The organism is Pseudomonas trivialis, from assembly GCF_036864995.1.
Lineage (GTDB): Bacteria > Pseudomonadota > Gammaproteobacteria > Pseudomonadales > Pseudomonadaceae > Aquipseudomonas > Aquipseudomonas trivialis.
Genome location: NZ_CP142151.1, coordinates 4,778,638 through 4,794,625 on the forward strand (window position 1 = coordinate 4,778,638; position 15,988 = coordinate 4,794,625).

A 15,988-nucleotide genomic window follows, 5' to 3' on the forward strand; every position below is an offset into this window, starting at 1 on the left:
AAGTCCTAGCAACGGGCAGGAAGGCGCTGAGCCGCGCTAGGGGTGCGCGGCAATCAACTCACACAGTTTGGCCAATGCGTCGATCATTTGACCGCTGGGTCGCTCAAGGCCTTTGTCGGGCACCACCAACAGGCGCCCCTGAGCGACGGCAGTCACGCTGGGCCAGGCCTTCCAGGCATTCAACTGCGGCTGATCACCGGCAAGAATCACCTCGGGATCACGCTGCAACACCGACTCGATACTCACCTGCGGTGCAGGCAGCGTGAGGTCGTCGAACACGTTGCGCGCCCCGCACACCGCCAGGGCATCACTGATGATCTGCCCTCCGCCCACGGTATACAGCGGCTGATTCCACACCTGATAAAACACCCGCACCGGTTCGGCGCGCTGATACTGCTGGCGCAATTCAAGCAGGCGCTGGCGCAGCCGGGTAGCGAGTTGGCGACCTGCGTCGGCACGGCCCACCTGCTCGGCAATGGTCTGCACCTGGCTGGCCAGTTGCTCAAGGCTGTGGGGTTCAGCGACGAATATGGGGATCTTCAGGCGTTGCAGCTGTTCACGCTGAGCCGGACCGACGCTGCCGGGCCACAGCAGGATGAGGTCGGGTTGCAGGCTCAGCAGGCGCTCCATGTCCAACTGCCCGTAATGCCCGACCGAGGGCACGTTCGCCAGCGCCGCCGGGCGCTCGCCGCCATCAAGCACGCCCACCAGTAAATCGGCGGCGCCCAGTTCCAGCATGATTTCCGAGAGTGACGGCGCCAGGCTGACGATACGCTCGGCGGCCAATGCCTGGGCACTGAATGCCAACAGCAGCGCCAGCCAGTAGCGTTTCATCCCAACTGACGCGGGATGCGGTAGAGGTAAAACAACACGGTCGTCGACAGCGCCAGCAGGAACAACGGCACCGCCTCCAGGCCGACGAACACCGCCAGCGCGCCAATCCAGGCAGGCAGCGCGGCCACCAGCAAGGCCGTGCGTCGACGGGCCGCGAGGGTAATCCAGGCGGCGGGTTCTTCGGCGGTGTCGAGGGCTTTGGAGGTGGCGATCAGCGCCTGTTTATAGCCATGAAAATAGCGCAGGCTGAGAAACATCGAGGCCACGCCGGCAATGAAGAACGGCATGGCCAGCATGGGCAGCAGGGATTGGGCGCGGCCGAACACCAGGTTGATCACGAACAACGGCAGCAAGGCCAAGGCCAGGTACTGCCACCAGTTGATGGACAGTCGCCGTTTCACCTGGCCGCGAGTCACGCGCGGTCGACCTCGCCCTGGTGCTCGTTGCCCATCATGTGGTCAAGCTTGCTGGCCTTGGTCGCCAGGTAAAGCTTGTTGTGCGGGTTGTGCCCGGTGTGCAGCGGCACACGTTCGGCAACGGTGATGCCCATCTCGGTCAGGGCCTTGACCTTGCGCGGGTTGTTGGTCATCAGGCGCAGGGATTTCACGCCCAGGTGCTCCAGCATCGGCAGGCAGATCCCGTAGTCGCGCTGATCGGCGGCAAAGCCCAGACGCTCGTTGGCTTCAACGGTATCGGCGCCGCCGTCCTGCAACTCATAGGCGCGGATCTTGTTCATCAGGCCGATGCCCCGGCCTTCCTGGCGCAGGTACAGCAACACGCCACGGCCTTCGCGGGCGATAGCCTGCAGCGCCGCTTCCAGTTGCGAACCGCAGTCGCAGCGCTGGCTGAACAACGCGTCGCCGGTGAGGCACTCGGAGTGCACACGGCCCAGCACCGGCTCGCCATCAGCGATATCGCCCAGGCTCAGCACAACGTGCTCGCGCCCGGTGGCTTCTTCGAGAAAGCCGTTCATGGTGAACGTGGCAAAAGGGGTAGGCAGCTTGGAAGCGGCGACGAAAACGACGGGCACCGTGTGCTCCTGATTTCAGATTTCACAGAGGTGGGCATTGTACAGCAGGTTCCGGCAGACGCTTAAGTTGAATGCGCGCTGATCAAGATCAATCGGTTCGATTGGTCTTCGCCACGGTTCTATGCACTTCAGAACGGATACGGCAGCTTCCAGCGCTGAAAGATCGGCTTCAGCTCGCCGCTTTTAACCAGCGCGGCCATGCGCTGGTCGTACACCGCCATCAACGCACGTCCGCGCTCGTTGTTGGCAAAGCCTACGTAGAGTGGCAGTTCGATGATGGGGGTGAGCCTGAATTTTCCGGGGTCGTCCGCCTGGCTGAGAACGTACCGGGCTTCGGTGAGCGAATCGATATAAAAGTCGGCGCGCCCATGTTCCAGCATCGGCAGGATCCCGTCGCGCCGCTGGATCTGGTTGAAGCGGTGCACGTTGGACAGGTAATCCTCGTATTTATAGCCGCGCACCCAGGCCAGACGATAATTGCCCACCGTCGCCGGGGTCGGCGCAGGTGTGGTCGAAAGCCCCAGGGCGTAGACGTGATCGGCGTCGAAGGGCAGTTTCGGGTACAACACGCCTTCGGTCTCGTCACGGTAGGAGCCGACCCAGCCGTCCACTTCCCCGCGCCGGGTCAGACCGACCGAACGGGTGTACGGCACACTGCGGGTTTGCAGGGCGATGCCGGCGGGCTCGAACACCCTGCGCAATACTTCCCAGCCCAGGCCGCTGCCGTCGCGATTGGTGTAGTTGTCCCATTCCTCACTGGCCAGCAGAATCTTGCCCGGCACCGGCGGTTCTTGCGCGTGCACCAGCGGCGCCACGACGCACAGGAGGATCAGCAGCCAGGGGCGCACATCCATGGTGACGGTCTCCCATAGGGTAATAATCGCTTAAAGGGTAGCGCAGGACGCCGGACTACGGCGCCTCATGAAAATGCTGATAGCCACGAACCAGCGGGGTAACGTCGCGTCCATTGGCATCCAGTAACGTCACGCCCTGCCCCGTCGCGACCCGACCAATCACATGGATCGGCCAGCCAGCGGCCAGCAACGGCGCCAGCTCCGCCACCGGCAACGAGAACACCAGCACGTAGTCATCGCCGCCACTTAACGCGGCCACACGGGCCTCGTCATCGCCGACAAACGCCAGCAAGGCTGCAGACAACGGCAACGCCTCACGCTCGATCAACAGGCTGACCGCCGACGCCCTGGCGATATGCCCGCAGTCGGCCAACAGCCCGTCAGAGATATCCATGGCCGAGGTCGCCTTGCCGCGCAGCGCCACACCCAGGGCCAGCTGCGGTTGCGGCGACCAGTAATGGGCCAGCAGCGGATCGGCAATGGCGGCATCCGCCGTGCGCTGGCCCAGCACCAACGGCAAAGCGCCGGCGGCATTGCCCAGCTCGCCGCCCACGCAGAGCAGATCACCCGGCTGCGCACCGCTGCGGGTCAATGCCTGACCGGCCGGCACACGGCCAAACACGGTCAGGGTCAGGCTCAGCGGCCCGCGCGTGGTGTCGCCGCCCACCAACCCAACGCCGCAGTGTTGCGCCATGGCGTTCAAACCCTGGGCATAGCGTTGCAGCCAATCGGCATCAACGGTCGGGGTGGTCAGGGCAAGGGTGAATGCAAGGGGGCTGGCGCCCATGGCGGCCAGGTCGCTCACCGCCACGGCCAACGAGCGCTGGTCAAGCAGGAACGGGTCACAGGGGTCGGCAAAATGCACACCGGCCACCAGGGTATCGGTGGAAACCGCCAGTTGCTCGCCGGCAGGCAGCGCCAGCAAGGCGCAGTCGTCGCCGATCCCCAGGGCAATGCCTTCGCCGCCCTGCGCACAGGGCGCGGCGGCGAAGTAATTGCGGATCAGCTCGAACTCGCCCATGCCGGACTCAAGCGCACATCAGCGCTTGTACGCCTTGACTTCGGCTTCACGCAGGCGCGGGGCCAGCTTGTCGAGCACGCCGTTGACGAACTTGTGGCCGTCGGTGGAACCGTAGACTTTCGCCAGTTCGATCCCTTCGTTGATCACCACGCGGTACGGCACGTCGACGCGCTTGAGCAGTTCCCAGGCGGACAGGCGCATGACGCACAGTTCAACCGGGTCGAGCTCTTCGATGGTCAGGTCCAGGCACGGAGCCAGGGCCGCGTCGATCTCGCTCAGGTTGGCGTGCACACCGTGCAGGATGTCGTGGAAATACGGCAGGTCGGCAAAGGTGAAGTCGTTGTCGACGCGAAACTGCGCTTCGATTTCAGTCAACGAGGTGCCCGCCATCTGACGCTGGTACAGCGCCTGGGTGGCCAGTTGACGCGCAGCGCGGCGCTTTTCGTTTTTCGAAGGCTTGCCGGCGTCCGCAGGGCGCGGGTCGCGTGGGTTGAAGTTGTCGCCGTCGTCGGAAATCACTTGGCCTCCAACTGCGACAGCAGGCTGACCATTTCCAGGGCGGACAAGGCAGCTTCTGCGCCCTTGTTACCGGCTTTGGTGCCGGAACGTTCGATGGCCTGCTCGATGGAATCCACGGTCAGCACGCCGAACGCGACTGGCACGCCGAACTCCATGGACACCTGGGCCAGGCCCTTGGTGCATTCACCGGCAACGTATTCGAAGTGCGGGGTGCCGCCACGAATCACAGCGCCCAGGGCGATGATCGCCGCGTATTCACCTTGCTGAGCAACTTTTTGCGCAACCAGTGGAATTTCGAAGGCGCCAGGGGCACGGATCAGGGTGATATCGCTTTCGCTCACACCGTGGCGAACCAGGGCGTCCACGGCACCGCTCACCAGGCTTTCAACCACGAAGCTGTTGAAGCGGCCAACCACCAGGGCGTAGCGGCCTTTGGGGGCGATGAAGGTACCTTCGATGGTCTTCAGGGTCATTCGACAAATCTCTTAAAGAGCAGGGACGCGAAAAATGCGTCCCTCAGTGATGTGTTAACCGCGAACAAGGGGCAAAATTCGCCAGGCTTTATTCGGAGGGCACGTATTCTACAACTTCCAGGTCGAATCCGGATATCGCATTAAATTTCATCGGTGCGCTCATCAGGCGCATTTTGCGCACGCCCAAGTCGCGCAGGATCTGCGAACCGGCACCGACGATGCTGTAGGTGGTCGGCGTCTTGATCTTTGAATGCTCGGCGGTTTCGCGGATATGCGCGAGCAGAACATCGCCATCCACCGGGTTGCCGAGCAACAGCACCACACCGCTGCCGGCCTCGGACACCGCAGCCATGGCGGCGCGCAAGCTCCAGCGGCCCGGCTGCTTGACCATCAGCAGGTCGCGCAGCGGGTCCATGTTGTGCACCCGCACCAGGGTCGGTTCGTCGGCGCTGATGCTGCCCAGGGTGAGGGCCATGTGCACGTCGCCTTCGACCGAATCACGGTAGGTCACCAGATTGAACTGGCCCAGTTCGCTGTCCAGCGGCTGCTCGGCAATCCGCTGAACGGTACGTTCGTGGATCATGCGGTAGTGGATCAGGTCGGCGATGGTGCCGATCTTGAGGTTGTGCTCTGCCGCAAAGGTCTCGAGTTCGCTGCGACGGGCCATGGTGCCGTCGTCATTCATCACTTCGCAGATCACGCCGCTGGGCTCGAACCCGGCCATGCGCGCCAGGTCGCAGGCCGCTTCGGTGTGGCCGGCGCGTGCCAGGGTGCCGCCCGGTTGGGCCATCAGCGGGAAGATATGGCCGGGACTGACGATGTCTTCGGCCCTGGCATCGCGTGCCGCAGCCGCTTGCACGGTGCGCGCGCGGTCGGCAGCGGAGATCCCGGTCGTGACGCCGGTGGAGGCCTCGATGGACACGGTGAACTTGGTGCCAAACCCCGAGCCGTTGCGCGGCGCCATCAACGGCAGCTTGAGCAGCTCGCAGCGCTCGCGGCTCATGGGCATGCAGATCAGCCCGCGGGCGTGCTTGGCCATGAAGTTGATGTGTTCAGCCTTGCAGGCCTCGGCGGCCATGATGATGTCGCCTTCGTTCTCGCGGTCTTCGTCATCCATCAGGATGACCATCTTGCCTTGGCGGATGTCTTCAACCAGTTCTTCGATGCTGTTGAGCGCCACGCGGCACCCCTTGGTCAGGATTTGAGGTAGCCGTTGGCGGCCAAAAAACTTTCGGTGATGTTACTGCCGGTGGGCTCTGCGGCCTTATCGCCCATCAACAGGCGCTCCAGGTAACGGGCCAGCAAGTCCACTTCCAGGTTCACCCGGCGGCCCGGCTGGTAGGACGCCATGATGGTTTCGCTGAGGGTGTGGGGAATGATGGTCAGCTCGAATTCGGCGCCATTCACGGCGTTAACGGTCAGGCTGGTGCCGTCCACGGTGATCGAACCTTTGTGGGCGATGTACTTGGCCAGCTCTTTGGGCGCGCGGATGCGAAACTCCACGGCCCGCGCGTTTTCGCTGCGCGCGACCACTTCGCCGACGCCGTCGACGTGGCCACTGACAAGGTGACCACCCAGACGCGTGGTCGGCGTGAGGGCTTTTTCCAGGTTCACCGGACTGCCGGCCTTGAGGTCGCTCATCGCGGTGCAGTCCAGGGTTTCGCGGCTCACATCGGCGGCAAAGCCATTGCCCGGCAGCTCAACGACGGTGAGGCATACACCGCTCACCGCAATGCTGTCGCCCAGTTTGACGTCGCCCAGGTCGAGTTTGCCGGTTTCAACCAGCAGGCGGATATCGCCGCCTTTGGGGGTCATTGCACGGATGCTGCCGATGGATTCGATGATGCCGGTGAACATGTCGTTCTCCTGAAAACGGGGGACGGGCGCCTGAGCCCGGTCAGAATTATACGCTCGCTGCTGGCACAGGGATGGCAGTGACTCGCCAGTCGTCGCCCACAGCGCGCATGTCAGTGATCTTGAGTTGGGGGGCGTCGGCCAGCTTCTCAAGCGGCCAGTCCAGCAACGGCCGGGCGGCGGAGCCCAGAAACTTGCCGGCGACGAAAATCACGTATTCGTCCACCAGGCCCTGCTGGGCAAATGCACCGGCCAGGCTTGGCCCTGCTTCCACCAGCACCTCGTTGACGCCACGGGCTGCCAGGGCCACCAGCGCCGAGCGCAGGTCGACCTGCCCCTCCACGCCCGGCACCACCAGGCATTCAGGGCCACGGGGGAACTGGTTCTGCGCGGTGACGCAGGTGATCACCAGTGCCGGGCCGGCCTTGAAGAATGGCGCATTGAGCGGCACACGCAGACGGCCGTCGATCAGCACGCGCAGCGGCGGGCGCGACATGGCCAGGGCGGTGGTTTCGGGATCGAGGCCGAGTTCGGCGGCGCGCACGGTCAGGCGCGCACCGTCGGCCAGCACCGTGTCGGCGCCGGTCAGCACCACACTGGCCTGGGCGCGCAGGCGCTGAACGGCGGCGCGGGCGGCGGGGCCGGTGATCCATTGACTTTCACCGCTGGCCATCGCGGTGCGCCCGTCCAGGCTCATTGCCAGCTTCACCCGCACGAACGGCAGGCCATGTTCCATGCGCTTGAGAAAGCCGGGGTTAAGCGCCCGCGCTTCGGCTTCCAGCACACCGCTGCGCACCTCGATACCGGCCTGCGCCAGGCGCTGCATGCCGCGCCCGGCCACTTCCGGGTTGGGGTCCTGCATGCCGGCCACAACACGCGCGACGCCGGCCGTTACCAGCGCATCGGCGCAGGGCGGCGTGTGGCCGTGGTGACTGCAGGGTTCGAGAGTGACGTAGACCGTGGCGCCGCGCGCCTTGCTACCTGCGGCGCGCAGGGCGTTGGGTTCGGCATGGGGTTCGCCGGTGCGCTCATGCCAGCCTTCGCCGACAATCTGCCCGTCACGCACGATCACGCACCCCACGCGAGGGTTGGGATGGGTGGTGTACAGGCCCTTGCGCGCAAGTTCCAGGGCGCGGGCCATGTAATGAGCGTCGAGCACAGCCTGTTCATTGCTCATTGTTTGGACGGCTCACGCGCCAGGCGGTCGATCTCTTCGCGGAACTCGTTGAGGTCCTGGAAGCGTCGATACACGGAGGCGAAACGGATATAGGCAACTTCGTCGAGCTTTTGCAGCTCGCCCATCACCAGTTCACCCACCACCAGGCTCTTGACCTCACGCTCGCCGGTCGCACGCAGCTTGTGCTTGATGTGCACCAGCGCCGCTTCAAGGCGCTCGACACTCACCGGGCGTTTTTCCAGGGCGCGCTGCATACCGGCGCGCAGTTTGTCTTCGTCGAAAGGCTGGCGGCTGCCGTCGGACTTGATCAGACGGGGCAATACCAGTTCGGCGGTTTCAAAGGTGGTGAAACGTTCACCGCAGCCAGACGCCAGGCATTCGCGCCGGCGACGCACTTGATCGCCCTCGGCGACCAGACGCGAATCAATGACTTTGGTGTCGTTGGCACCGCAGAAGGGACAGTGCATGGTTGGCAGGCAACAAAAAATGGGAGGGCCATGGTAGCGCATCCCCGTGGCAAGACAAGCCATAGCCTTTACGGTATATAGGCAGGCTTATATGTTTGTTACCTTTCACGTCACGGATTTAGTCCTTTCTGGAGCTGTACATGCAGTTACGACCACTTGTTTTGCTCACTCTGCTCAGTTTTCTGGTCGCCTGCAGCAGCGAAGCCCCCAAGCCGGCCGCACCGGTGCCTGCGCCCGCGCAGGAGAAAAAAGTGCCGGGCATTGAAGAGGTCGGCCCCCTGCCCGCCTATCAGCGTGAAATCAGCGGCAACCTGACCAACGTGCCGGCCGGCGCTGAAGTCGAGATGGCCCTGCTGGTGATCGACGAACGTTCGCGCCCGCAACAACTGCTCGCCAGCAGCGTTTTGACCGGCAACGGCAAACCCCTGGCCTTCCGCCTGCGCTTTAACCCCGAGGCCTTCCCGGCCGGTGCACGGGTTGAATTGCGTGGCCGCGCCAGCCAGTCCGGCCAGTTGATCCTGCACCTGCCCGCCGTGCGCATCACCCAGGCGATCACCCAGACCACCGGCCCCCTGCAACTCGTCAAGGCGCCATGACTGCACCGCTGGACCTGCAACGCGCCTTGAGCGAACTGATCGGCGACGCGCAACTGCTGCCCTGCGCGCTGCCGGGCACTGCGCTGTCGCTGTGGCTGCTGGACGCCGACAACATGAACCGCGCATTCAGCCAGGAAGAAACCCGGCGCATCCTCCATGAACCGCCGTACTGGAGCTTCTGCTGGGCCAGCGGCCTGGCATTGGCGCGCTACCTGGCGGCGAACCCGCAATGGGTCGCGGGCAAGCGGGTGTTGGACTTTGGCGCCGGTTCCGGTGTGGCCGCGATTGCAGCGGCCAAAGCGGGCGCGCTGGAAGTGGTGGCCTGCGACCTGGACCCGCTGGCACTGGCGGCCTGCCGGGCGAATGCCGAACTCAACGGCGTGGAACTGGGTTATTCGGCGGACTTTTTTGCCGAAGCCGATCGGTTCGATCTGATCCTCGTCGCCGATGTGCTGTACGACCGCGCCAACCTGCCGCTGCTGGATCACTTCCTCACCCGAGGCCGGGAAGCACTGGTGGCGGATTCACGTGTGCGGGACTTTCAGCATGCCGATTACCGGCGGCTGGAGATCCTTGAAGCGCTGACACTGCCGGACCTGGCCGAGCCTTGGGAGTTTCGCAGGGTGAGCCTGTACCATTCGCGCCGCGCTTGAGGCCATCGCGGGCAAGCCCGCTCCTACAGGTGGCCGCATTCTTTTGTGGGAGCTGGCTTGCCTGCGAAAGCGTTCTTGCATGCACTGCGCTTTCAGCCAATGGCGCCAGCCCTTATAGTTGCCCCCATTCCCGCTTTATTCGAGACGCCCCATGAGTGAACCCACGCCGTACATCTTCGACGTCACCACCGCCAACTTCGAACAGGCGGTGATTCAGAACTCTTTCGAAAAACCCGTGCTGGTGGATTTCTGGGCCGAGTGGTGTGCGCCGTGCAAGGCGTTGATGCCGATGCTGGCGCAGATCGCCGAGAGTTATCGGGGTGAGTTGCTGCTGGCCAAGGTCGATTGCGAGGCGCAGCCGGACATCGTCGCGCGTTTCGGCATTCAAAGCCTGCCGACGGTGGTGCTGTTCAAGGATGGCCAACCGGTGGACGGGTTTGCCGGTGCCCAGCCGGAATCAGCAGTGCGCGCGATGCTTGAGCCCCACGTGCAGATGCCACCACCGGCGGCGGCGGACCCGCTGGAGCAGGCCCAGGCGCTGTTTGCCGAAGGCCGTATCAGCGATGCCGAGGCGCTGCTGGTGACGTTGCTCGGTGAAGACAATACCAACGCTGCCGCGCTGATCCTGTATGCGCGTTGCCTGGCCGAACGCGGTGAGTTGGGCGAAGCCCAGGCCGTGCTGGACGCCGTCAGCGGCGACGATCACAAAGCCGCCCTCGCTGGCGCCAAGGCGCAGATCACCTTCCTGCGCCAGGCCGCCGACCTGCCGGACGCCGCCGACCTGAAAAGCCGTCTGGCGCAGAACCCGCAGGACGACGAAGCGGCCTACCAGTTGAGCATTCAACAACTGGCGCGCCAGCAATACGACGCGGCGCTCGAAGGCCTGCTCAAGCTGTTCATCCGCAACCGCAGCTACAGCGAAGGCCTGCCGCACAAGACCCTGCTGCAGGTGTTCGAGCTGCTGGGCAATGAACACCCGCTGGTGACCGTGTACCGCCGCAAGTTGTTCGCCGCGCTGTATTAATCGCCGACCCAATGGTACAGCGGCGTATCCCCGCCGCTGCTCACCTTGACGCTGGCGCTATGGCGCAGGCGCACCAGCAGGCGCTTGCCCGTCGCCGCATCACCGGCCAAACCTTCAAGTTGATCAAGCAATTCCAGGCCGTTTAACTGCCCGGCCTTGCGCAACAGCGCCTGGGCGTTCTGCCACAGGTCCTCATCCTGTTTAACCGGCGGCGCCGCAGCCGGCGTACTCGGCGCCGGAGCGGCCTGTAATTGCGCGCCCAGCCGTGCCCAGTCGCCGTCGTCCAGCTCCAGGGTCAAGTTCACCGGCAGGTCGCCGACGGTTCCACGAATTCGCAACATCGTCTTTCTCCTGCATTTTTTCTGACGGGCATGCTCCCATGTGGCTTGCGCAACGCCAAGCGCGCGGTCAAACTCTCGTCATTATTGTTATAAGATCACATAACAAACTTTTCATGTTCTGGAGCCTTCCCATGCGCCGTCTGCTGCTCGCTTTGCCGTTTGCCCTGCTGCCACTGGCTGTGGCCCACGCCCATGAAGATCACGACCATGAACACGGCAGCCTCGGCGCCCACGAACATGGCGTGGGACGCCTCAACGCCGTGCTCGATGGCCAGACCCTGGAGCTTGAGCTGGAAAGCCCGGCGATGAACCTGGTGGGTTTCGAACACTTGGCCACCACCGCCGCCGACAAGGCCAAAGTCGCCGCCGCGCGCAAGCAGCTGGAGAACCCACTGGCCCTGTTCAACCTGCCAAAAGCCGCCGGCTGCGCAGTGAGCACCCAGGAACTCAACAGCCCATTGTTTGGCGACAAGCCTGAGGCCGATCACGATGATGACGATGATGCTGATGACTACGCCACCGACGGCAAGGGCGCAGCGGCCCACGAACATCACCACGACCATAGCGAAATCCACGCGCACTACCAGTTCACCTGCGCCACGCCGACGGCGCTGAGCAACCTGGACCTGAGCCAGGTGTTCAAGACCTTCCCTGCCACCAAAAAAATTCAGGTACAACTGATTGGCCCGAGCGGCCAGCAAGGGGTCGACGCAACGGCCACAGCAGCCACCCTGAAGTTCTGATTGCCCATGACCCACGCCTTGATCGAACTGTCTGACCTGAGCTTCAACTGGCCCGGTCACCCGCAGTTGCTGGACATCCCCGCGTTCCGCCTGGAACGCGGTGAAACCCTGTTTCTCAAAGGCCCCAGCGGCAGTGGCAAGACCACCCTGCTCGGGCTCCTCGGCGGTGTGCAGAAGCCCAGCCAGGGCAGCATTCGCCTGCTCGGCCAGGAACTGACCGAACTCTCGGCCGGCGCCCGCGACCGCTTTCGCGTCGACCACACCGGCTATATCTTCCAGCAGTTCAACCTGCTGCCGTTTTTGTCGGTGCGCGAGAACGTCGAGCTGCCCTGCCACTTTTCCAACGTGCGCGCACAGCGGGCAAGGCAGCGCCACGGCAATGTGGACAAGGCCGCAGCGGCCCTGCTCGCGCACCTGGGCCTCAAGGATAAAGACTTGCTGGAACGTCGCGCCGACTCGCTGTCCATCGGTCAGCAGCAACGGGTGGCCGCCGCCCGGGCGCTGATCGGCCAGCCGGAACTGGTGATCGCCGACGAACCCACCTCGGCCCTGGACTACGACGCCCGCGAGGCGTTCCTTCAGCTGTTGTTCGCGGAATGCCGCGACGCTGGCGCCAGCCTGCTGTTCGTCAGCCATGACCAGAGCCTGGCACCGCTGTTCGACCGCAACCTGTCGCTGGCCGAACTCAATCGCGCCGCAATGCCCGCAGAGGTTTGAGATGTATCTGTTCCGTCTAGCCATGGCCAGTCTGGCTAACCGCCGCTTCACCGCGACGCTCACCGCCTTCGCCATCGCGCTTTCCGTGTGCCTGCTGCTGGCCGTGGAGCGCGTGCGGGTCGAGGCGCGCAACAGCTTTGCCAGCACCATCAGCGGCACCGACCTGATTGTCGGCGCTCGCTCGGGTTCGGTGAACCTGCTGCTGTACTCGGTATTTCGCATCGGCAACGCCACCAACAACATCCGCTGGGACAGCTTTGAGCACTTCGCCGCCAGCCCGCAGGTGAAGTGGGCGATCCCGATTTCCCTCGGCGACTCCCATCGCGGCTACCGCGTGATGGGCACCAACCAGTCCTACTTCGAGCACTACCAGTACGGCCGCAAGCAGAACCTGGAACTGGCCAGCGGCCGCGCCTTCGCCACTGACCCATTCGAAGTGGTGCTGGGCGCCGAAGTGGCTGACGCACTGCATTACAAACTGGGCGACAAACTGGTGCTGGCCCATGGCGTGGCGGTGGTCAGCCTGGTCAAGCACGACGACAAACCCTTCACCGTGGTCGGCATTCTCAAGCGCACCGGCACGCCCGTCGACCGCACACTGCACATCAGCCTGGGCGGCATGGAAGCGATCCATATCGACTGGCACAACGGCGTGCCGGCCCAGGGCAAAGGCCGCATCAGTGCCGATCAGGCGCGCAATATGGACCTCACCCCGCAGGCGATCACCGCGTTCATGCTGGGCCTGAACAACAAGATCTCCACCTTCGCCCTGCAAAGGGAGATCAATGAATTCCGTGGCGAGCCGATGCTGGCGATCCTGCCCGGCGTGGCACTGCAAGAGCTGTGGAGCATGATGGGCACCGCAGAAAAAGCGCTGTTCGTAATCTCGCTGTTCGTGGTGCTGACCGGTTTGATCGGCATGCTCACAGCAATCCTCACCAGCCTCAACGAGCGCCGCCGCGAAATGGCAATTTTGCGCTCGGTGGGCGCGCGGCCATGGCATATCGCGACATTGCTGATTTTTGAAGCGTTCGCCCTGGCGCTGTCCGGCGTGGTGGCTGGCGTAGGCCTGTTGTACGTATGCATCACCGCATCACGCGGCTACTTGCAGGCCAACTATGGCCTGGACCTGCCGATGTCCTGGCCCAGCGCATATGAATGGACCCTGCTGGCGGGTATTCTCGCCGCGGCGTTGTTGATGGGCAGCGTGCCGGCCTGGCGCGCCTACCGACAATCCCTGGCCGATGGCCTGTCCATACGTTTATGAGGAAGGCTTTGATGCGTCGTGCCCTGTTTGCATTCTTGCTGCTGATCAGCGTGCCCGTCTGGGCGGAGGACCAGCCCAGGGATCTGTCCTGGCAGGAGATGATCCCGCCGGACGCGCCGCCGGAAATCCCCAATATGAAACCGCTGCACGACCTGTCGAACATGGCCGACGCCCTGTCCGTCGAGGCCGCGCCCGCCGCCAAGCAGGACCTGCCCAACGCGCCGGTGGTGCAGAGCCTGGACGGCAAGCACATTCGCCTGCCGGGCTATATCGTGCCGCTGGAAGTCAGCGAAGAAGGCCGCACCACCGAGTTCCTGCTGGTGCCGTATTTCGGCGCGTGCATCCACGTGCCGCCGCCGCCGTCGAACCAGATCGTGCATGTGAAAAGCGAAGTCGGCGTGAAGCTCGATGAGCTGTACCAGCCTTACTGGATCGAGGGTGCGATGCAGGTCAAGCCGTCGTCCAGTGAGCTGGCCGATGCCGGTTACCAGATGGATGCCGAGAAGATCTACATGTACGAACTGCAGGAATAGTTCCGCACCCAAGCACACCAACGATCAACTGTGGGAGCAAGCCACCTCCCACAGTTTTAATGCATCCATAGCGCCTTTCATTGAGCTGAGTCAAAAGATCGGGCGGTACGATCTTTACCATTGGACGTACACCTTTTAACGTCCTTTTGGAGCTCCCATGAACAAGTCTCTGCTCGGCGCGTCGTTCTTCGCGCTGGCACTCGCCGCCCCGCTCGCCCAGGCTCACGAAGCGGGCGACATCCTGATTCGCGCCGGAGCGATCACCGTGAATCCGAAGGCCGACAGCAGCAGCGTCAAGGTGGATCAAGGCCCCTTGGCCGGTGCCAACCTGGGCGGCAAGGCGACCATGAGCAGCGATACCCAGCTGGGTCTGAACTTCGCCTACATGCTCACCGACCACGTCGGCCTCGAACTGCTCGCGGCCACGCCATTCGAGCATGACGTAAAAATCAAGAACACCGCCCTCGGCGCTGCCAACGGCAAGCTCGGCACCCTCAAGCACCTGCCGCCGACCCTGAGCGTCGTGTACTACCCGCTGGACAATAAATCAGCATTCCAACCCTACGTCGGCGCGGGCATCAACTACACCTGGATCTACGACGAGCACGTCGGCAGCCGCGCCTCCAACGCTGGCTTCAGCAATTTCAAGGCGGAAAATTCCTGGGGCTGGTCGGCGCAGATCGGCGCCGACTACATGATCAACGACAAGTGGATGATCAACGCCCAGGCGCGCTACATCGACATCAGCACCAAGGCGACAGTGGATAACAACGCGTTGGGCCAAGGCACCCGGGCCAAGGTCAATGTGGATGTCGACCCGATGGTGTACATGGTGGGGATTGGCTACAAGTTCTAAGCAGTCGTTCACAGACACCACAAAACCAAAGTGGGAGGGGCTTGCTCCCGATGGCGGTGAATCAGTCGATGAATCTGTCGACTGAGACTCTGCCATCGGGAGCAAGCCCCTCCCACATTGGGTTGGGTTGTGTGTCAGGTATGCCGGTAAAACCGGTCCAGCAACGCTGGTAACCCCGCCCGCCATGCCCGGGGCTTGATGCCGAAAGTGTGGAGGATTTTCTTGCAGGCCAGTACCGCGTGTTGCGGTTCGTCCGCCGCATCCGGCCGCGCTGCGTGGGCCTGGGCAGTGGGGGACTCGATGGCCAGCGCGCGGAAGTTGCGCGCCTCGGTGAGGATCGCCTGGCCCAGCGCCAGCGGCGTGGTGGCCTCGTGGCCGGCGTAGTGGTACGTGCCCCACAAGGGCGCTGCGCAATCGAGTTGCTTGAGCACCGAAATGATCACCCGCGCGGCATCGTCCACCGGCGTCGGGTTGCCGCGTCGGTCATCGGCCATCGGCAATTCACCCGGCTTTTCGGCCTGGGCCAGAAAGCGCCCGAGGGTGCCGTCGGCGCTGTCATCCAGCAGCCAGCCAAAGCGCAGCAGCACATGTTGCGGGCAAGTGGCGCGCACGCTTTGTTCGATTCGCCACAACGCCTGACCGCGCAGACCCAATGGCACCGGATCGTCTTTTTCGCTATAGGCAGTGGCGCGCGAGCCATCGAATACGCGGTAGCTGGACGGTTGCAGCAAGGTGATGCTGTGGTGCTGGCACAATTCGGCCAGACGCTCGATGGCGTATTCCTGAGCAGCCAGACGGTTTTCGCTGACGGCCTCGGCCTGGAACCAGTCGAAATAGTAGGCGAGGTTGATCAATGCATCGGGACGGGTGTCGTCGAGCAATTGGGTGAGGCTCGCGGCATCCCAGCCGTCTTGGGGCGGTTTGGGGGCGAGGAACCCGATGTCTTCCTCTGCACCGAGGCGAATCAGCGCCTGCCCGAGGGCATTCCCGCCGCCCAGTAACATAAGGCGCATTCGCATAGATTGTGCA

At 63.6% G+C, this 15,988-nt stretch carries 21 protein-coding genes; 8 read left to right on the top strand and 13 right to left on the bottom strand.

Annotation, left to right across the window (positions count from 1 at the left end; genetic code table 11):
• Positions 1-36: 36 nt before the first annotated feature.
• The 11 genes from VRB54_RS21060 to nrdR form a co-directional block, all read right to left on the bottom strand.
• Entirely contained in the window at positions 37-834 is a 798-nt protein-coding gene (locus VRB54_RS21060) for a cobalamin-binding protein (RefSeq protein ID WP_338478631.1), read from the bottom strand.
• Entirely contained in the window at positions 831-1,250 is a 420-nt protein-coding gene (locus VRB54_RS21065; RefSeq protein WP_338478632.1) for an MFS transporter, read from the bottom strand. Before VRB54_RS21065 ends, VRB54_RS21060 begins: the two co-directional genes overlap by 4 nt.
• Positions 1,247-1,864: a GTP cyclohydrolase II gene (gene ribA / locus VRB54_RS21070; RefSeq protein WP_003232505.1), complete on the bottom strand. Its 618-nt coding sequence runs from the start codon at positions 1,862-1,864 to the stop codon at positions 1,247-1,249. Before ribA ends, VRB54_RS21065 begins: the two co-directional genes overlap by 4 nt.
• Positions 1,865-1,992: 128 nt before the next feature.
• The gene (locus tag VRB54_RS21075; protein WP_338478633.1) at positions 1,993-2,718 is read right to left on the bottom strand and encodes a transporter substrate-binding domain-containing protein; all 726 of its coding nucleotides are present in this window, start codon (positions 2,716-2,718) and stop codon (positions 1,993-1,995) included.
• A 55-nt stretch (positions 2,719-2,773) separates the two neighbouring features.
• Entirely contained in the window at positions 2,774-3,739 is a 966-nt protein-coding gene (thiL, locus tag VRB54_RS21080; protein ID WP_338478634.1) for a thiamine-phosphate kinase, read from the bottom strand.
• An 18-nt stretch (positions 3,740-3,757) separates the two neighbouring features.
• Complete coding sequence (nusB, locus tag VRB54_RS21085; protein ID WP_003232499.1) at positions 3,758-4,258, bottom strand: transcription antitermination factor NusB; 501 nt, start codon at positions 4,256-4,258, stop codon at positions 3,758-3,760.
• The gene (ribE, locus tag VRB54_RS21090) at positions 4,255-4,731 is read right to left on the bottom strand and encodes a 6,7-dimethyl-8-ribityllumazine synthase (protein ID WP_003194576.1); all 477 of its coding nucleotides are present in this window, start codon (positions 4,729-4,731) and stop codon (positions 4,255-4,257) included. The genes nusB and ribE overlap by 4 nt, the downstream gene beginning before the upstream one ends.
• Positions 4,732-4,819: 88 nt before the next feature.
• Positions 4,820-5,911, bottom strand: coding sequence for a bifunctional 3,4-dihydroxy-2-butanone-4-phosphate synthase/GTP cyclohydrolase II (gene ribBA, locus VRB54_RS21095; RefSeq protein WP_209985329.1), 1,092 nt, complete (start codon positions 5,909-5,911; stop codon positions 4,820-4,822).
• A 14-nt stretch (positions 5,912-5,925) separates the two neighbouring features.
• Positions 5,926-6,588, bottom strand: a complete 663-nt coding sequence (locus tag VRB54_RS21100; protein WP_209985332.1) for a riboflavin synthase — start codon at positions 6,586-6,588, stop codon at positions 5,926-5,928.
• Positions 6,589-6,634: 46 nt separating this feature from the next.
• Positions 6,635-7,762 carry a bifunctional diaminohydroxyphosphoribosylaminopyrimidine deaminase/5-amino-6-(5-phosphoribosylamino)uracil reductase RibD gene (ribD, locus tag VRB54_RS21105; protein ID WP_338478635.1) on the bottom strand — a complete coding sequence of 376 codons (1,128 nt, stop codon included), beginning with the start codon at positions 7,760-7,762 and terminating at the stop codon, positions 6,635-6,637.
• Positions 7,759-8,229 (bottom strand): transcriptional regulator NrdR, encoded by a 471-nt coding sequence (nrdR, locus tag VRB54_RS21110; RefSeq protein ID WP_003232491.1) that lies wholly within the window; start codon positions 8,227-8,229, stop codon positions 7,759-7,761. Before nrdR ends, ribD begins: the two co-directional genes overlap by 4 nt.
• A gap of 140 nt (positions 8,230-8,369) precedes the next feature.
• On the opposite strand from nrdR, the gene VRB54_RS21115 reads away from it, so the two are divergent.
• The 3 genes from VRB54_RS21115 (at position 8,370) to trxA (ending at position 10,502) form a co-directional block, all read left to right on the top strand.
• Entirely contained in the window at positions 8,370-8,825 is a 456-nt protein-coding gene (locus VRB54_RS21115; protein ID WP_338478636.1) for a YbaY family lipoprotein, read from the top strand.
• Complete coding sequence (locus VRB54_RS21120; protein ID WP_338478637.1) at positions 8,822-9,478, top strand: class I SAM-dependent methyltransferase; 657 nt, start codon at positions 8,822-8,824, stop codon at positions 9,476-9,478. The genes VRB54_RS21115 and VRB54_RS21120 overlap by 4 nt, the downstream gene beginning before the upstream one ends.
• A gap of 151 nt (positions 9,479-9,629) precedes the next feature.
• Positions 9,630-10,502 (top strand): thioredoxin, encoded by an 873-nt coding sequence (gene trxA, locus VRB54_RS21125; RefSeq protein WP_338478638.1) that lies wholly within the window; start codon positions 9,630-9,632, stop codon positions 10,500-10,502.
• On the opposite strand, the gene VRB54_RS21130 is transcribed toward trxA, so the two are convergent.
• On the bottom strand, positions 10,499-10,843 hold the full coding sequence (locus tag VRB54_RS21130; protein WP_338478639.1) for a hypothetical protein: 345 nt from the start codon (positions 10,841-10,843) through the stop codon (positions 10,499-10,501). The genes trxA and VRB54_RS21130 overlap by 4 nt on opposite strands.
• Before the next feature lie 131 nt (positions 10,844-10,974).
• Here VRB54_RS21130 and VRB54_RS21135 point away from each other — a divergent pair, with 131 nt between their 5' ends.
• From VRB54_RS21135 to VRB54_RS21155, 5 genes are all read left to right on the top strand, one after another.
• A complete protein-coding gene (locus tag VRB54_RS21135) occupies positions 10,975-11,586 on the top strand; it encodes a DUF2796 domain-containing protein (RefSeq protein WP_338478640.1) in 612 nt (203 codons plus the stop codon).
• Between the two features lie 6 nt (positions 11,587-11,592).
• On the top strand, positions 11,593-12,303 hold the full coding sequence (locus VRB54_RS21140; protein ID WP_338478641.1) for an ABC transporter ATP-binding protein: 711 nt from the start codon (positions 11,593-11,595) through the stop codon (positions 12,301-12,303).
• A gap of 1 nt (position 12,304) precedes the next feature.
• Positions 12,305-13,570 (top strand): ABC transporter permease, encoded by a 1,266-nt coding sequence (locus VRB54_RS21145; protein ID WP_338478642.1) that lies wholly within the window; start codon positions 12,305-12,307, stop codon positions 13,568-13,570.
• An 11-nt stretch (positions 13,571-13,581) separates the two neighbouring features.
• Positions 13,582-14,103 carry a DUF3299 domain-containing protein gene (locus tag VRB54_RS21150; protein WP_338478643.1) on the top strand — a complete coding sequence of 174 codons (522 nt, stop codon included), beginning with the start codon at positions 13,582-13,584 and terminating at the stop codon, positions 14,101-14,103.
• 157 nt (positions 14,104-14,260) lie between these two features.
• Positions 14,261-14,959: an OmpW/AlkL family protein gene (locus VRB54_RS21155; RefSeq protein ID WP_338478644.1), complete on the top strand. Its 699-nt coding sequence runs from the start codon at positions 14,261-14,263 to the stop codon at positions 14,957-14,959.
• 134 nt (positions 14,960-15,093) lie between these two features.
• Here VRB54_RS21155 and VRB54_RS21160 read toward each other — a convergent pair whose 3' ends face one another.
• Entirely contained in the window at positions 15,094-15,978 is an 885-nt protein-coding gene (locus VRB54_RS21160) for a sugar nucleotide-binding protein (protein ID WP_338478645.1), read from the bottom strand.
• Between the last annotated feature and the right edge of the window lie 10 nt (positions 15,979-15,988).

Bases quoted from the DNA above. Each gene is read 5' to 3' on its own strand.
- VRB54_RS21060 (WP_338478631.1), bottom strand. From the start codon at position 834: ATGAAACGCTACTGGCTGGCGCTGCTGTTGGCATTCAGTGCCCAGGCA.
- VRB54_RS21075 (WP_338478633.1), bottom strand. From the start codon at position 2,718: ATGGATGTGCGCCCCTGGCTGCTGATCCTCCTGTGCGTCGTGGCGCCG.
- thiL (WP_338478634.1), bottom strand. From the start codon at position 3,739: ATGGGCGAGTTCGAGCTGATCCGCAATTACTTCGCCGCCGCGCCCTGT.
- ribE (WP_003194576.1), bottom strand. From the start codon at position 4,731: ATGACCCTGAAGACCATCGAAGGTACCTTCATCGCCCCCAAAGGCCGC.
- VRB54_RS21100 (WP_209985332.1), bottom strand. From the start codon at position 6,588: ATGTTCACCGGCATCATCGAATCCATCGGCAGCATCCGTGCAATGACC.
- ribD (WP_338478635.1), bottom strand. From the start codon at position 7,762: ATGAGCAATGAACAGGCTGTGCTCGACGCTCATTACATGGCCCGCGCC.
- nrdR (WP_003232491.1), bottom strand. From the start codon at position 8,229: ATGCACTGTCCCTTCTGCGGTGCCAACGACACCAAAGTCATTGATTCG.
- VRB54_RS21115 (WP_338478636.1), top strand. From the start codon at position 8,370: ATGCAGTTACGACCACTTGTTTTGCTCACTCTGCTCAGTTTTCTGGTC.
- VRB54_RS21120 (WP_338478637.1), top strand. From the start codon at position 8,822: ATGACTGCACCGCTGGACCTGCAACGCGCCTTGAGCGAACTGATCGGC.
- trxA (WP_338478638.1), top strand. From the start codon at position 9,630: ATGAGTGAACCCACGCCGTACATCTTCGACGTCACCACCGCCAACTTC.
- VRB54_RS21130 (WP_338478639.1), bottom strand. From the start codon at position 10,843: ATGTTGCGAATTCGTGGAACCGTCGGCGACCTGCCGGTGAACTTGACC.
- VRB54_RS21135 (WP_338478640.1), top strand. From the start codon at position 10,975: ATGCGCCGTCTGCTGCTCGCTTTGCCGTTTGCCCTGCTGCCACTGGCT.
- VRB54_RS21140 (WP_338478641.1), top strand. From the start codon at position 11,593: ATGACCCACGCCTTGATCGAACTGTCTGACCTGAGCTTCAACTGGCCC.
- VRB54_RS21145 (WP_338478642.1), top strand. From the start codon at position 12,305: ATGTATCTGTTCCGTCTAGCCATGGCCAGTCTGGCTAACCGCCGCTTC.
- VRB54_RS21150 (WP_338478643.1), top strand. From the start codon at position 13,582: ATGCGTCGTGCCCTGTTTGCATTCTTGCTGCTGATCAGCGTGCCCGTC.
- VRB54_RS21155 (WP_338478644.1), top strand. From the start codon at position 14,261: ATGAACAAGTCTCTGCTCGGCGCGTCGTTCTTCGCGCTGGCACTCGCC.
- VRB54_RS21160 (WP_338478645.1), bottom strand. From the start codon at position 15,978: ATGCGAATGCGCCTTATGTTACTGGGCGGCGGGAATGCCCTCGGGCAG.